This is a genomic window from Wolbachia endosymbiont of Cylisticus convexus (genome assembly GCF_003344345.1).
This window is the reverse complement of sequence record NZ_QPIP01000004.1, coordinates 1-15881: the sequence shown is the minus strand read 5'-3', so window position 1 is coordinate 15881 and position 15881 is coordinate 1. Positions and strand designations below refer to the sequence as shown.

General features: G+C 35.4%; 12 protein-coding genes and 2 pseudogenes. 10 read left to right on the top strand and 4 right to left on the bottom strand.

The window, feature by feature from the left end:
* Nucleotides 1–351: 351 nt before the first annotated feature.
* From Wcon_RS00880 to radA, 3 genes and pseudogenes are all read left to right on the top strand, one after another.
* A pseudogene (locus Wcon_RS00880) lies at nucleotides 352–1418 on the top strand (transposase).
* Between the two features lie 65 nt (nucleotides 1419–1483).
* Nucleotides 1484–1930, top strand: a pseudogene (locus Wcon_RS00875) (cbb3-type cytochrome c oxidase subunit I); the annotation flags it as partial.
* A 375-nt stretch (nucleotides 1931–2305) separates the two neighbouring features.
* Complete coding sequence (gene radA, locus Wcon_RS00870; protein WP_114516869.1) at nucleotides 2306–3649, top strand: DNA repair protein RadA; 1344 nt, start codon at nucleotides 2306–2308, stop codon at nucleotides 3647–3649.
* On the opposite strand, the gene ftsY is transcribed toward radA, so the two are convergent.
* Nucleotides 3636–4547 carry a signal recognition particle-docking protein FtsY gene (ftsY, locus tag Wcon_RS00865; RefSeq protein WP_114516868.1) on the bottom strand — a complete coding sequence of 304 codons (912 nt, stop codon included), beginning with the start codon at nucleotides 4545–4547 and terminating at the stop codon, nucleotides 3636–3638. The genes radA and ftsY overlap by 14 nt on opposite strands.
* A 176-nt stretch (nucleotides 4548–4723) precedes the next feature.
* Here ftsY and iscU point away from each other — a divergent pair, with 176 nt between their 5' ends.
* Genes iscU through Wcon_RS00845 form a run of 4 tightly spaced genes read left to right on the top strand, consistent with a single transcriptional unit; the run spans nucleotide 4724 to nucleotide 7849 of the window.
* Nucleotides 4724–5116 (top strand): Fe-S cluster assembly scaffold IscU, encoded by a 393-nt coding sequence (gene iscU / locus Wcon_RS00860; RefSeq protein WP_114516867.1) that lies wholly within the window; start codon nucleotides 4724–4726, stop codon nucleotides 5114–5116.
* 10 nt (nucleotides 5117–5126) lie between these two features.
* Entirely contained in the window at nucleotides 5127–5531 is a 405-nt protein-coding gene (locus Wcon_RS00855; protein ID WP_114516887.1) for a HesB/IscA family protein, read from the top strand.
* Nucleotides 5524–5982, top strand: coding sequence for a Fe-S protein assembly co-chaperone HscB (hscB, locus tag Wcon_RS00850; RefSeq protein WP_114516866.1), 459 nt, complete (start codon nucleotides 5524–5526; stop codon nucleotides 5980–5982). The genes Wcon_RS00855 and hscB overlap by 8 nt, the downstream gene beginning before the upstream one ends.
* The gene (locus tag Wcon_RS00845) at nucleotides 5960–7849 is read left to right on the top strand and encodes an Hsp70 family protein (RefSeq protein WP_114516865.1); all 1890 of its coding nucleotides are present in this window, start codon (nucleotides 5960–5962) and stop codon (nucleotides 7847–7849) included. Before hscB ends, Wcon_RS00845 begins: the two co-directional genes overlap by 23 nt.
* A 14-nt stretch (nucleotides 7850–7863) precedes the next feature.
* On the opposite strand, the gene lepB is transcribed toward Wcon_RS00845, so the two are convergent.
* Nucleotides 7864–8610, bottom strand: a complete 747-nt coding sequence (gene lepB, locus Wcon_RS00840) for a signal peptidase I (protein WP_114516864.1) — start codon at nucleotides 8608–8610, stop codon at nucleotides 7864–7866.
* A gap of 313 nt (nucleotides 8611–8923) precedes the next feature.
* Here lepB and Wcon_RS00835 point away from each other — a divergent pair, with 313 nt between their 5' ends.
* Entirely contained in the window at nucleotides 8924–9277 is a 354-nt protein-coding gene (locus Wcon_RS00835) for a TrbC/VirB2 family protein (protein WP_047758879.1), read from the top strand.
* A 5-nt stretch (nucleotides 9278–9282) separates the two neighbouring features.
* Here Wcon_RS00835 and Wcon_RS00830 read toward each other — a convergent pair whose 3' ends face one another.
* Nucleotides 9283–10281 carry a pyruvate dehydrogenase complex E1 component subunit beta gene (locus Wcon_RS00830; RefSeq protein WP_114516863.1) on the bottom strand — a complete coding sequence of 333 codons (999 nt, stop codon included), beginning with the start codon at nucleotides 10279–10281 and terminating at the stop codon, nucleotides 9283–9285.
* A gap of 60 nt (nucleotides 10282–10341) precedes the next feature.
* Nucleotides 10342–11826 (bottom strand): ankyrin repeat domain-containing protein, encoded by a 1485-nt coding sequence (locus tag Wcon_RS00825; RefSeq protein ID WP_114516862.1) that lies wholly within the window; start codon nucleotides 11824–11826, stop codon nucleotides 10342–10344.
* 278 nt (nucleotides 11827–12104) lie between these two features.
* On the opposite strand from Wcon_RS00825, the gene uvrA reads away from it, so the two are divergent.
* Both uvrA and Wcon_RS00815 read left to right on the top strand, forming a co-directional pair.
* A complete protein-coding gene (uvrA, locus tag Wcon_RS00820) occupies nucleotides 12105–14927 on the top strand; it encodes an excinuclease ABC subunit UvrA (protein WP_114516861.1) in 2823 nt (940 codons plus the stop codon).
* 59 nt (nucleotides 14928–14986) lie between these two features.
* Nucleotides 14987–15691 (top strand): ComF family protein, encoded by a 705-nt coding sequence (locus Wcon_RS00815; protein ID WP_114516860.1) that lies wholly within the window; start codon nucleotides 14987–14989, stop codon nucleotides 15689–15691.
* The last annotated feature ends 190 nt before the right edge of the window (nucleotides 15692–15881 follow it).

Sequence of the window (15881 nt, the reverse complement as noted above, 5' to 3'; positions counted from 1 at the left end):
TATCCATTCATTAAAGCAGCAAAATAGGTAGACTAAGTAAGATAAAAATCAATCGTAAAAGTGAGGTAACATGGTTAGTCTTTTAGAACTTTAGAAAGATTTACAACAGAAAATAAAAAAGTTGGAAGCGAAGCTAAAAAGTTAGAGGAAAAAAATAAGGCTTTAGAGATAAAGAATGCTGAGTTAAAGGAAATAAAAAAGAGACAAGCCAAGAAGCAAAAGAAACATAAGTGGTCAAATTGAGCGTAAAGGGGAGTGTAAAATAAACCATAGGCGTCAAGTTAAGGAAATAAAGGTATGAAAGAGATAGAATAATAAGTTCTCCCAGGTATACTTTTAGTGAGAGAACCAATGAATAAAATAACTTGCATCTCAAAAAAGCTCAAAGAATTTTTTAATGAAAAAGCAGACAAAATCTCAATTACAACAAGGTTTATAATTGGATTTCAGATTTACTGAAGAAGCAGTGGAATTTATGAAAAGAATGAATCTGTGGTTCTCTTTAAAAATATCTTGCAAGTTGATTGCAAAATTTTACAGCAATTAGGAAGCGTTAAATTATTGGATAGCAGTTACATTAGCATACCCGGTAGCATGGAAGATATGTACAAAGGATAGCTATAGAGATTGTGAGAGTAATACTAAATCAAGAATAAAGCTACAGTTAGTCTTTGATTACCTGAATCAAGCGCTAGATAAATTAAATTTAATGGAGGTCAGATCGAGGTTATAGGGATTATCTTGAACAGCCAATGATTTTTTGATTTTGGCTACTTTGTGCCTAGTTCTTTTAAACAGATTGACGAAGCAGGTGCATATTTTGTAAGTCGTTGATACCAATATATATGATAAATCAAAAAATAGAGCTATTGGAGTATTTGGAAGGTCAATTATCTTCAGAAAAAGATTAGGAAAGGAAGTAAAAATTAGAGTAAGAATTATATGTCAAAAACTAACTGAGTATGGCCAGAAGAAGGAAAGCTAATAGATTAGCGAGATCACAAGGATATACATCCTCTACAAAAATTGTTAAACTGGTCAATACTAATTTCCAGAAAATAAAATTAGTGCTGAGCAACAGAGTAAGGTGGCAAATTATTTAAATTGTATAAAAGCCATATCAGACTTGATAAGCTACCGTGCAGAGTATTATGTGAACTATATGCTAAATTGTGCGCAATTCTTATATTTCACGGCATAGTTGGTTGCACAGAAATGAAAAAGAATACAGTTTAACAAAGGCATTCATTGAGCTAAAAAGGCGGGTTAGAGAGTTATTTTTAGCACTAAAGAATAAAGTTAATAGTTTGAAAACTTTTCTTAAAAAGCTTACTGTAATCTGGTCAAAGTTTTCTTTGAAAGACAGATATAGGAAGACCAGGGTATCTACTTTAAGCTCTCTACATTCCTTAACTTGACGCGTATGGTTGGCTAGACTTTGCCTAGGTTGACCAACTGTATTCTAAGCGCTTTTCTTGGCGCACACATAAAAACCCTGCTCAATGATAAGGGCAACTATTTACTGCACTCGTTTGTATTGTTCATCTATGGAGGCGTGCTTGGAGTTCTAACTATTGAAGGAAACGTCACCATTCCTGCGCATTATCACGGTTCTGTAGTTGGTATTACTATAGCTTTCATGAATTTTATCTACTGGCTGTTACCAAAATTGGGCTGTAAAGAAATAAAAAGCTCCATAGCAAGATTACAGATTTATGCATACAGTTTGGGACATTTTCTCCATATTACTGGCCTTGTTTGGCTTGGTGGATATGGTGCCTTAAGAAAAGTTGCAGATCTGCCAAACATTTCATCAATGTTGGCACGTGCTTGTTTTATTACGGGTGGAGCTATATCAGTTATTGGTGGAATGTTATTCGTAATAATTGTGCTTTTACATCTGCTTAAAGGCAAAGCTCGTACTAACTGACCCATAGAAACAAAACTAAAAATTGGTATCCGTTCAGCAGAGTGGCAAAAAAGGACTGGATCCCAGACTGGGATGACATTATGGAAGTTGGAATGACAAGGAAAGAAGCACAGGTTTCAATTATTTACCGTACACCTGAACAGATATAAAAGTTGCTTTACAAACTCCGCCAATCTACTTACCATAATAATCGATTGGCCAAGTAAGTTTTTCGTTTTTAATGACGGCTGGTCAAATCATAAATTTGTGCAATTATTGTACATGGATTTAAAACTTATGAGAATTATTTTAACATTACAAAATTTGTAAGGCTCAGCGTTTAAATTTGTTTCACCTATTTAACTAATTTTTATTACAATTATAATTTTGGCTTTTATGAAGACTGTATACGTATGTCAGTTCTGCGGTCATAGCACTGGAAGATGGGTAGGAAGGTGCGTTGCATGTGATAATTGGGATACGGTTGTCGAAGAAATAGTGCTAAAAACAGAAACGAGAAGTACATCTACCCCAAATCCAATAAAGGCATTATCAGGTAGTGAAATTATTACTCCGGATCGTTTTTTAACAGGAATAGAAGAATTAGATAGAGTTTTTGGTGGGGGTATCGTTCAGGGAGCTAGTATTTTAATTGGTGGTGAACCTGGAATTGGAAAATCTACTCTTTTGCTTAGGATTGCAGCTAATGTTGTACAACTTTCCTCTTTTGAATGTCTTTATGTGTCTGGCGAGGAATCTTTAGAGCAAGTGAGCCTCAGAGCAAAGCGTCTTAAGATAAACGAACCTAAAATTAAGCTTTTATCTACAGTGTCTTTAACTGATGTAGTAACAACAATAAGAAAAAATAAAAGTATTAGGTTATTAATAATTGATTCTATACAAACTATGTACGATAGCAAAGTCACATCAGCGCCAGGAACTGTAACTCAAGTTCGCACCTGTGCTCATGAATTGACCGTTCTTGCAAAACAAGATGGTATTTCTCTCTTGATAGTTGGCCATATAACGAAAGATGGACAAATAGCAGGACCTAAAACCCTGGAGCATATGGTAGATACAGTACTATATTTTGAGGGTGAAAATAGTAATCAATATCGCATTTTACGCACTATTAAAAATAGATTTGGCCCTGCAAATGAAATTGGTGTTTTTGAGATGTCTGAAGCAGGACTTGTGCCTGTTGATAATCCATCATCATTGTTTCTGATGGCCCATGACAGAGAAGTAGTTGGCAGCGCCGTATTTGCAGGAATTGAAGGTTCAAGGCCAATTTTAATGGAAGTGCAAGCATTAATAGCAGGGACTAATATGGCAACTCCAAGAAGGGCAGTAGTTGGATGGGATATTAATAGATTGGCTATGATCATTGCAGTGCTAAATGCTCGTTGCAAGATGTTTTTGCATGATAAAGAAGTGTATCTAAATATCGCAGGAGGATTGAAAATACAGGAACCATCGGCTGACCTTGCTGTTGCTGCTTCCCTTATTTCAAGTGTAGTAAATTTACCGCTGCCAGCTTCTTCAATAATCTGTGGCGAAGTTGCACTTTCAGGAGAAATTAGGAATGTCTCGCATGCTGATCTTAGACTAAAAGAAGCACAAAAGTTAGGATTCAAAAAAGCAATTATGCCTAAAAATGGTAATTACTCTTCTCATGATATTGAGATAATCAAGCTTAGTCACGTAAGGGAATTAAGAGAAGTCTTTAATTACAATTAAATAACGCTTCAGCAAACTCTTTACTAGTAAACTCCTTTAAGTCCTCTATACTTTCACCAATTCCTATAGCATGTAACTTTACCTTATAAGCTTCTGCAAGTCCAATTACTACTCCGCCCTTAGCAGTGCCATCTAACTTTGTTACGATTAGCCCGGTAACATTAACCATCTTGCTAAATGCCTCTAATTGGCTATAAGCATTTTGGCCGGTAGTTGCATCAAGGACTAAGATAACATCGTGAGGAGCATCATCATCCAATTTCTTTATCGTTCTATATATTTTTGATAACTCCTCCATAAGGTTCACATTATTTTGCAGCCTTCCTGCTGTGTCAATTAGAACAACATCAACGTTATCTTTCATAGCTTGACTTACAGCTCTATATGCCACACTCGCAGAATCGCTACCGTACTCTCCAGTAACGATAGAACAACCAGAGCGTTCTGCCCAAATGTTTAATTGTTCACTAGCAGCAGCTCTAAATGTATCGCATGCAACAAGCATAACGGACTTTCCCATCTCCTTATATTTATATGCGAGCTTACCTATAGTTGTGGTTTTACCATTACCATTTACTCCACATACCATTATTATATGTGGTTTTTTATTTAAAATTAACGGTTGCACGACAGGGTTTAATATCGCCTCTATTTCGCTCATTAACTGCTGTGTGATAACGTTATGCTCAACTTCTGATTCAAATTTGATACTTGTGAGCTTATCAATAAGCAGTCTAGAAGTTTTATGACCAATGTCCATGCTGATCAGCAGCTCTTCCAGCTTATCTAAAAGCGACTGATCTAATTTTTTTTTGCCAGAAAAGATATTTTTTACTCCATCACTAAAGCGAGAAGAGGTTTTTAATAGTCCTTGATAAAGATTACTAAATAAACTCAAGAAATACTCCTTCTAAAATTATAATATAAAGAATGACATGTACTATATGTATTTGTAAAGTAAATACACTCGTAATCCATATATTTTGTGAGTAAAAATAACGCTTGCTAGTATATTTTACTTTAGTTCTTAACCTAAATATGTTATAATGCAAGTAATGGTTTACGGGTAATTTTATGAGTTATAATGAAAAAATTTTAGATCATTATGAAAATCCAAGGAATGTTGGTTCCCTGGATAAAAATGATCCAAATGTTGGTACTGGTTTAGTTGGTGCACCATCATGTGGTGATGTAATGAAGCTGCAGATAAAGGTCAATGACAAAGGTGTTATTGAAGATGCAAAATTTAAAACTTTTGGTTGCGGTTCTGCCATTGCTTCAAGTTCCTTATTAACAGAGATGATAAAGGGAAGAACCATCAGTGACGTTACACAGATAAAGAATACTCAAATAGTGGAAGAGTTGTCTTTGCCGCCAGTGAAGATACACTGCTCGGTGCTTGCTGAAGACGCTATAAAAGCTGCTATTCATGATTATCAAAGCAAACAAAGTAAAGGTGGACATTGAGAACCAAAGCATGAGTGAATATCGAGAAGTAGGCGGAGGTAAAACTGTAAAAAAGAATAAAAAACTTATCACTATAACTGCAAATGCAGTGGAAAGGGTAAGGTATTTATTGGATCAAAAAAAGCATATTAACCTTGAAGAAGCAATAGGAATAAGAGTCCTAATTAAGCAAAAAGGATGTTCTGGTTTAAAATATGATATTGAATATGCATATGATATTCGTCCTTTAGAGTCAGTAATTGAAAAAAGCTGCAGTGATGGTCAAAAAGTCAAGGTACTGATCGATCCAAAATCTATCATGTTTATCCTTGGCTCTGAAATGGACTATGTAGAGGAAAAATTTTCATCGGGTTTTATTTTCAAAAACCCTAATGAGAAAGGAAAATGTGGTTGTGGAGAGAGTTTTCATGTCTAGCAACTATTTTACATTATTTGGAATTGAACCGGCTTTTCACATCAGCTTTGATGAATTGGAGAAAAAATATATTGAGCTAAGCAAAACTGATATAAATGAAAGAGAGTCTCAAAACATGGAAAATATCAACAAAGCTTATCAGGTGCTAAAGTCACCACTAAAGCGTGCTGAGTATTTGTTGGATCTTTTTGGCGCAAAAAGCAAAAAAGAGCATCTTGATCCTGAAATATTAAATGAATCAATGGAAATAAGAGAATACTTGCTAAACTGCGATGATCTGCAATTTGCAAATAGAATGATTAATGAGAAAATAAAAGATTGTACTAAAAACCTAATTAATGCTTTTGCTATAAAAAATTTTGATGAAGCTGCTACGCAAGTTTTAAGATTAAAATATTTATATAAGTCATTTGAGGAGATGAAGGAAAATGCAGCTAGTTCAAATTTCTGAACCAAATTCAAATGAGGTAGTTTTTGGTATAGACCTCGGTACTACTAATTCTTTAATTGCCATGGTAAACAAAGCTGGCAATGTAGAAATATTTAAAGATAAACAAGGACATGAATTACTGCCTTCTGTCATTTCATATGAAAACGATGTACTGAAAGTAGGCTATGATGTTGGCAAAAATGCTATCTCTTCTATAAAACGCTTAATGGGTAAAAGTATTAAAGATTTGCGTGAAGAAGGTATCACTTGTGAAGTAGATAACGAAAGTGAAAAAGTCATTAGGGTAAAATGTTCAGAGGAGAAGTATCTCACTCCTGTTGAGATTTCTGCTGAGATATTAAAAGCTTTATGTGAGAGGGTAAAAAATTCTAAGGGGCTGAAAGTAAAAAAAGCAGTAATTACTGTGCCAGCTTGCTTTGACGACTCAGCACGTAACGCAACCAAATATGCAGCAAAATTAGCTGGCATAGAAGTACTTCGTCTTGTTAATGAGCCAACCGCTGCAGCGCTTTCTTACTCGATTGAAAAGAACAATAACAGCGGCATATATGCAGTTTATGACCTCGGTGGCGGAACATTTGATATTTCAATATTAAAACTACATCAAGGAGTGTTTCAAGTTCTTGCAGTTGGTGGTGATACTAAGCTTGGTGGTGATGATTTTGATCATTTGCTGAATTTAATCGTGCTTGATAAATATAGAGAAAAGGTAGGTTTAAATAAAAAATGCTCTAGTGTCATCCCAGTGCTCCGACACTGGGATCCAGAAAGTTTGATTGCAAGTGAACACGCCAGAAAGTTATATAATAAGAACTGGATTCCAGTGTCAAGCACTGGAATGACACCATCTGATACAACTACCTGCAAATTACAATATTCATACACTAAAACTGGGATCTGCAATATACGTGCTGTAAAAGAGTACCTAAGTGAAAATGCATCTGGCACTTTTGAATTTAGCATCAATGGTGAATTATTTAAGTGCAAAATTACCAAAGAAGAATTCGAGCAAGCAATCAGTCCTTTGGTTAACAAGACTATCAATATAGTCACTCGTACTATAAGCAACATAGATCTTAAAATTGATGATATAAAAGGAATAATTTTAGTTGGTGGCGCAACTAGAGTGCCATTAGTGCAAAATTCGCTAGTTAAGCTCTTTGGAGATAAAGTGCTGAATGACGTAGATCCGGACAAAGCAGTTGTTATTGGAGCAGCTCTTCAGGCTCATTATTTAACTTCAAACTCAAAAAATAGGAGTGTTCTCCTTGATGTTTTGCCTTTATCACTTGGTGTAGAAACTATGGGAGACATAGTTGAAAAAATCATACCAAGAAATACGCCACTGCCAAAATCAGAAAAAAGGGAATTTACAACTTACGCTGACGGACAAACAGCAATGAAAATTCACGTTTATCAGGGAGAACGTGAGATGATAAAGGATAACAAACTTCTAGCACAGTTTAAACTGAAGGGTATACCGCCGCTACCTGCAGGTTTAGCAAGAGTTGAAATAGAATTTACAGTCAACATTGACGGCATATTGACTGTTACTGCGAGAGAAAAAACTACTCAAATTGAGCAAACAGTTGAAATAAAGTCAAGCTCTGGCTTAAGTGAAGAAGATATTCAGGATATGGTCAGCCAGTCAGTAAACAACTTTGATGAAGACATGAAGGCTCGTTCCCTTGCAGAGGCTAAAATTAATGGTAACAAGCTCATACATCTAGTTGAAAATGTTTCCACTGACCAAAAGTTGAAAATTTTATTACAGAACGCAAAAGACGCTTTACAGGGAAATGACTTAGACAACATTAATAATGCTATCGCTGAGTTAGAAAATTTTGCTTTAGAATTTGCGAATTAGTAGACAGATAGAGTTTACACAATTTTGTGCAGTACCCTGTCAAATCTCAGAGCAATAGGTAACCTAAAATTAAATGGCAACCAATCAACTTTGCCTAATTTAAACGATAAACCAACCATGTTCACGCGTCCAATTATATTTTCCGCTGGTATGAACCCAATTTCAGGAAACCTACTATCAAAAGAATTATTTCTATTGTCTCCCATAACAAAAAATTGATCATCAGGTACATAATAAACTGGAGTGTTATGTGATAGCTTATTGGATGCATTGTCTATTAAAATCTCATGTTCCTTGCCACTCGGAAGCGTTTCTATGTATCTTGGTATGCTACGCTTTGACTCATAATCAAAAAAACTTTCAATTTGCTTCCACTCTACTTTTTGATCATTTAGGTACAATTCTCCCTCTATCATTTGCACTTTATCGCCCGGTATTCCTATTACCCGCTTAACAAATCTAATGCTGTTGTTTCTTGTAGGTTTGAAAACTATTATGTCACCACACTCTGGAGGGGTATAAAAGATTCTGCTGCTAAAGATGTTGGGAGAAAATGGAAAAGAGTGTTTACTGTAACCGTATGAATATTTACTAGTAAAAATGTAATCTCCTTCAAGTAGTGTGCTTTTCATTGAACCAGAAGGGATATGGAATGGCTCAAATAAAAAACTGCGTATTGATAGCGCAATTAGTAGCAAAAAAGATAGTGAAGATAAAAACTTTCTCGTTCTTACTATCCGGTTCTCTCTCAACTTTTTCAATTTTATTTTCTTTATAAATTAGGCTTATTATAACACATAAAAGTGGTAATGTGAAATTTTACTCATAGGTGTTATTGCTCTTTTGCGAAAGTCGAAATAAGCTTGTATCTTCAAGGAGTAAGGCATTGTCTCAAGTAATTGACAATGATTCCCAGCCAATAGATGTCATTTGCTATGCAATATTGTATAAATCACAATGTTTGTGCATCAACTACTTTTTGCTGCATCGTTTGTTATTCAATCTTTATGCTAGTTTTACTGAAAATTATACTATTTTAGATATAATTACAATATTTACACTTAAGGTATAGGGATGAACCCTACAATCAAGAGAATTTTCAATATTTTTCTTATAGTATTATTTGTTTCTTTTTCTCATGTTGGGAGTGCTGCTGACACCAATGCTGATACAACTGCTCAAGTAATATGTAATATTATTGGCTACGTTTGGGGAATAGGTGGGCCACTTATGACCGTAGTGATAATAGGCGCAGCTTTACTTGCAATATTTGGTAGAATGCCATGGCCTGCTCTTTTCGCGCTCGGTGTATTTTGCGCTGTGTTTTTTGGTGCTAAAACTATTGTCATAAAAGTAATGGGTGGTATAAACTCTACAAATGCCTCTTTTATGGAAGAGTGTGGAACAGGAGATAAAAAAAAGAGTTAATAGGGCTATTTCTTTCTAAAGCAGACTTGGTGCACAGCTTCAATTATATCTTCCACTTGTGGTAACGCTTTCTTTTCTAAATTTGCAGCATAAGGTAAGGGAACATCCTTGCCGGTTACGCGTACAACTGGAGCATCAAGGTAGTCAAATCCTTGTTCCATAACAACGGCTGACAGCTCTGCTCCTACTCCTGCAAATGGCCAACCCTCTTCCACGCTAACTAATCTATTAGTTTTCTTAATAGAGTTAATAACGGCTTCAGTGTCAAGTGGTCTTAAGGTTCTGAGGTCAATAACTTCCGCTTCTATGCCTTTATCAGAGAGTAAATCTGCTGCATCTAACGCATCCATTAACTTCAATGAGAAAGCAGTGATAGTTACATCCTTTCCTTCCCGTATAATAGCAGCTTTGCCTATCTCAAGTAGATAATCTTTATTTGATAGCTCAGAATCAGAAACCTCATGCTCATGCCCATAAGCTATTTCGTTTTCTAGAAATATTACTGGATTTGGATCACGAATTGCAGCTTTAAGCAGACCTCTGCAATCAGAGGCAAAATAAGGTGCTATTACTTTCAACCCTGGAACATGCGAATACCAAGATGCAAAGCACTGAGAGTGTTGTGCTGCAACTCTTGCTGCAGCACCATTTGGTCCACGAAATACTATAGGGCATCCAAGTTGTCCGCCTGACATATAATTTGTTTTTGCTGCGGAATTCACAATTTGGTCGATAGCTTGCATAGAAAAATTAAAAGTCATAAACTCGACTATTGGCCTAAGTCCAGCAAATGCTGCTCCAACAGCAAGGCCAGCAAATCCATGTTCAGTAATGGGTGTATCAACTACCCTGTTTTCTCCGAACTCTTTCAGTAATTCTTTTGTTACTTTATAAGCACCATCATACTCTGCAACTTCTTCACCCATGATAAATACATCAGGGTCATTTTGCATTTCTTCTCTGATTGCTATGCATAACGCTTCTCTTACACTTAAGCTTGCCATTTGTAAACCTGTAGATTTCAACTGAAATAACTATATCAAAATTACCAGGAAGCGCACAAGTTAAGTTTTACAAACTATGTTGTTGAATGGCTCTTCTTTTTTCAATTCAGTCAATTCAGTAGCAGGTTTTATTATTGCATATGTAACGCCACCAGCTACCAACGCAGACGTCACAGAGATTGCAATTATTAATAGAACAGATAAGCCAGAAGCAATACTAAGGGTAGTACCTACTACTAACATAGCTACAAGACTCACATAGATAACTTTTGAGAAGAGTTGTCTTTTTTCTGTTTTTTCTAGTAGCATTTCATCTATTTTAGTTTTTATTTTTTCTAATTCACTATTAAGTGTTGTATTCTCGTTTTCCAGATTTTTTATTTTTTGCTTTAGTGATTGATTTTCTTCACTGAGTTTACTAAGTGCTTCCAACTTAGTCTTATGTCCAGCTGCGTAACTCTTTAATTCTGCCAGCTCTTTTTCTGCCTTACTGTCCCAGTTCAATTTTAATTCCTTATCTGACCTTTCTAATTCCCGGGTTCGACTATTTCGCAACTGAATTTGATATGGTAAACTTTCTAAAATTTGGTTATCAACTTCATTACCTACCCCGTTGTGATTTATTTCGGAGCAGGAAGAAGTATCAAATGTAGTCTCAAGTTCTAGACCGCTGTCGTCACTACTAACACTTTCACCAGTAGGAGTCTGTTTACCACTACATGTAACACTTCTTCTTTGCGGTGATTCAATTTTTTCTACCATACTCTTAACGCTAACACGTAAGTATTGCTCACTTACTATACTGTTATTACTTTCACCAGTAATCGAATTAGAAGCAATTTGTTCACTCTGAACATTGTCATTATTCTCTTTCTTACTTTCATTCAGCATTTGTACTTCTATCGGTACTGATTTTCCTTTACCATTTCCTAATGCAGTAGTTGCATTATTACCATTCACAGCTGAGCTCGACTGAGTCATATGATCATTCTGAGATAAATGGTAGCAACTTCTCTCTTCAACCTTTATGTGAAGATCCTTTATTTTCTTCCGCAAATGATCTTTTTCTGCTTCCTCTAACATTTTTACTATAGCTTCCTTATTTTCTGTATTACCAACCACCTTCCTTGGAGTCTTACCTTCGCTTTTTAATAAAGGATTCACTCGATCATCACTTAGTAGTTGCTTTACTATGTTTTCACACCCATAAGAAGCAGCTATATGCAAAGCAGTTGGCCCATCATTTTTAGAACTATTTTTTACTCGAGTGCTAACACTTACTTTCTTTTTCAGTAGAAGTTTCACTATCAACAGGTTACATGCTGTAGCAAGATGTAATAATGTCCAATTTTCTGCAGTTTCTTCTGAAATTTTTATACTGAATGGATGTTCTTTACTAAAATTTTTACTAAACTTGTTGTACTCTCCTACATCTTTTCCTTTTAACTCATTCTTTATTCTTTCAAGCAAATTATCCTGATCCAAACCTTTACTCTCACCTACCTCATTTATTATTTCAAAAAACTTCTCCTTCTCTATTGCCATAACCTTTCCTTCTCAAATTTATTGCTGCATAATCTCATAAAAAAGTTAAATTTATCGAAATTCTATATTTTGTATAAAATAAAATTTCTGTTTCCCAACATTGGTTTGTTGCACTAGTTACCTTAGCAGAAACAGATGTTTATATAGTTGTAGATCAGATGGTAAAATGGTTTGCACTAGTTGTGCTACCTCGTTTTCTGTAATAGTTAAAAAAATTAGTAGAAAGTTGTTGTAAGTTTATGTATTTTGAGGCTGTAATGGTCAAAGGTACATGACGTATGGACGATTTTATCAGAGTTAAAGGTGCAAGAGAACATAATCTCCAGAGTATAGATATCAATATACCGAAAAATAAGTTAGTTGTTATAACTGGACTAAGTGGTTCTGGTAAATCCAGCCTTGCATTCGATACGATTTATGCAGAAGGCCAACGCCGATACGTTGAAAGTCTATCGTCTTATGCGCGTCAATTTCTCAACATTCAAGATAAACCTGATGTTGAATTAATCACAGGCCTCTCTCCTGCAATATCAATCAACCAAAAATCAATCTCAAAAAATCCAAGATCAACTGTCGGAACCGTTACTGAAATTTACGACTATCTACGCTTGATATATGCACGAGTGGGAATGCCTTATTCACCTGTAACTGGGTTGCCAATAACGAAACAGACTGTATCTCAAATTGTAGATACTATTACAGCATTACCTTTAGAAACTAAAATATATATACTTGCTCCTATTGTACGTGGCAGAAAGGGAGAGCACTTCAAAGAGATATTGGAAATTAAAAAACAGGGTTACGTGAGATTAAAAATAGATGGTGAAATATACAATATAGATGATTTGCCTAAACTCGATAAAAACAAGAAGCACGATATTTTCGTAGTTGCAGATAGAGTATCCATATCAGGTGATATAGGAAATCGACTACCAAGCAGTATAGAATCAGCATTGAGACTTGGCCATGGCTTAATATATGCAGAAATAGTGAACTTACCTGATAACCATAATTCCGAGTATAAAAATGGTCAAACTTTAACTTTCTCAGAGAATTTTGCATGCCCTGAGTCTGGCTTCACTCTTGAGGAAGTAGAGCCAAGATTATTTTCTTTTAACAGCCCCTACGGTGCATGCGGTTCATGTAACGGACTGGGTAAGAAATTAAGTGTTGATGCAAAACTGATAGTGCCAGATGAAACGCTCTCGATATCTGAGGGTGCTTTAAAGCCAATTGGATCAATGTTCCGTCAAGTGCATGCAAATTATGGATTGCTAAAAAATGCAATTCTATCACTGGCTGAAAATTGCAAATTTAGCCTTGATATTCCGTGGAAGAATATAGACCAAAAAGTGAAGGATTTGATACTCTTTGGCTCTAGAGAAATGAAATTTCAAGGCTTGGTCAGTATCCTAGAACGCCAGATGGATTATGATGCAGCACTTATTGAGCGGTATTGCTCTATCGCTCACTGCAAGGAATGTGCTGGCTATAGATTAAGGAAAGAAGCACTTACAGTGAAAATTGACGAAAAACATATAGGTGAAATATCAGGGCTCAGCATCGATGAATCCCTTAAGTGGTTTGGAAATTTGTCAGACAAGCTTACAGAACAACAGAAGCAAATCTCAGATAAAATATCAAATGAAATAATCAAGAGATTGACATTTTTAAAGAATGTAGGGCTAGATTACCTTACGCTTGATCGTGAATCTAGCACTCTCTCTGGCGGTGAAAGCCAGAGGATCAGGCTTGCTTCGCAAATTGGCTCTGGTTTAACAGGGGTGCTATACATACTTGATGAGCCCTCAATTGGCCTTCATCAATGTGATAATGATCGATTAATTGCCACGCTTAAAAATTTGAGAGACATGGGTAATACTGTGATTGTTGTTGAGCATGATGAAGACACAATAATGGCTGCTGATTATGTGATTGATATTGGCCCTGGAGCTGGTGTAAACGGAGGAAAAATCATTGCAGAAGGAACACCAGATCAGGTACAAGAAAGCTTAGAAAGCATAACAGGGCAATATTTGAGCGGAAAGAAAGAAATCTTAATTCCAGAAAGAAGAAAACAAGCAACTCAGTTCATAAAGGTAGTTAACGCGTGTGAGAACAACTTAAAAAGTATAAATGTTGAATTTCCTATAAGGAATTTTATTTGTGTTACTGGAATATCAGGAGGAGGAAAATCAAGTTTAGTGATAGAAACACTATATAAATACTCAGCACACAAGATAAATCATTCATCTGTAAAGCATGGTCAATGCGACAAAATAGAAGGCCTTGAGTACATAGATAAAATTATAGAAGTTGATCAATCGCCAATTGGTAGGACCCCAGCATCAAATCCAGCAACATATGTTGGTATGTTTACTCACATCAGAAATTGGTTTGCAGGTCTTCCAGAATCGAAAGCTAGGGGATATAATGTAGGCCGATTTTCATTTAATACCAAGGGAGGAAGATGTGAAGCTTGTAAAGGTGATGGGCATTTAAAGATCGAGATGCATTTCCTACCGGATGTTTATGTGAAATGTGAACAGTGTAAAGGACAGAGATATAACCGGGAAACATTGGAAGTTACTTACAAGGGAAAATCAATCTCTGATGTGCTTGATATGACAATAGATCAAGCATGTGACTTTTTTGAAAATCTTCCAATGATAAAGGAAAAGTTGATTTCTTTACAGGAAGTGGGGCTTGGCTATATAACGCTTGGACAGTCGTCAACAACTTTATCTGGGGGTGAAGCACAACGAATAAAGCTGTCTAAGGAACTATCAAAGCGATTTACCGGAAGAACATTGTATATTCTTGATGAGCCAACAACTGGGTTACATTTTGAAGATGTAAATAATTTACTGAAAATACTCCATAGGTTAGTTGATTTAGGAAACACTGTTATAGTTATTGAGCACAATTTACATGTTATAAAAACTGCTGATTATATAATAGATATTGGTCCAGAGGGTGGAGTAAAGGGTGGAAAGGTAGTTGCTGTAGGAACTCCAGAAAAAGTTGCACAGACTCCAGAAAGCGTTACAGGCAAGTATCTTAAAACGTATTTATTAGATCAAGTATCTCTTAATCACTAGGTTATGGTTTGTAGAGGCATATTTTAAAAAGTATATATTACACCTAATATATTTAATTCATGAATCTTCTCTTACTAAAAAAAGCTACAGATCTCATATTTCCAAACGTATGCGTAAGTTGTGAATGTATAATTGATAAAAGTTATGATTTATGCAGTGAATGCAATAAAAAAATCAATTTTTTAACTAAGCATTACTGCAATGTTTGTGGCGTAGTAATCTCAGACAATATTCATACGTGTGGTAAGTGCATCATCAATCCTCCACCGTTTAAAGTATTAAGATCAGTTTTTGCTTATGATCAACATAGTAAAAACATGATTATGAATTTCAAATTTTTTGATAATTTGAATTACGTAAAAATCTATGCAAAGTGGATACACCAAGCTAATCAGGATACGTTTCAGAACGCAGAGGTCATAATTCCTATACCGTTACATAAAATGCGCTTGTTTAAACGTAAATATAATCAAGCAGCATTGCTTGCAAAAGAGTTGAGTAAGTTGTCCAATTTATCCTATACGCCATTTGCAATAAAACGTCTTCGCCATACCACTCCTCAAGCTGGTCTTTCACTTAAACAGCGTGAAAAAAATTTAAAAAAGGCTTTTAAAATAAGCAACAAAGAAACTATCGAAAATAAAATTGTGATACTGGTTGATGATGTGGTAACAACCGGAGCAACTGTAAGGTCTTGCTCTCAGGAAATTTTAAACTTTGGTGCAAGAGAAGTGAGAGTGCTATCGCTTGCAAGAACAGTTTGAAAATCAACTTTTTATAATATATACTAAATCTATAATTATTTTTCAATACGGTTTTTTATTGAAAATTTCAGAAGAATGGAGTACAAAAGAGCCTCACATTTTTTTATTAAATAGACATTGGATTAGCTACAGTTGAAGCAAAATCATCATTTTGAAGGAGTAGATTTTTCTGAAGCTTCAGCAGGAACTA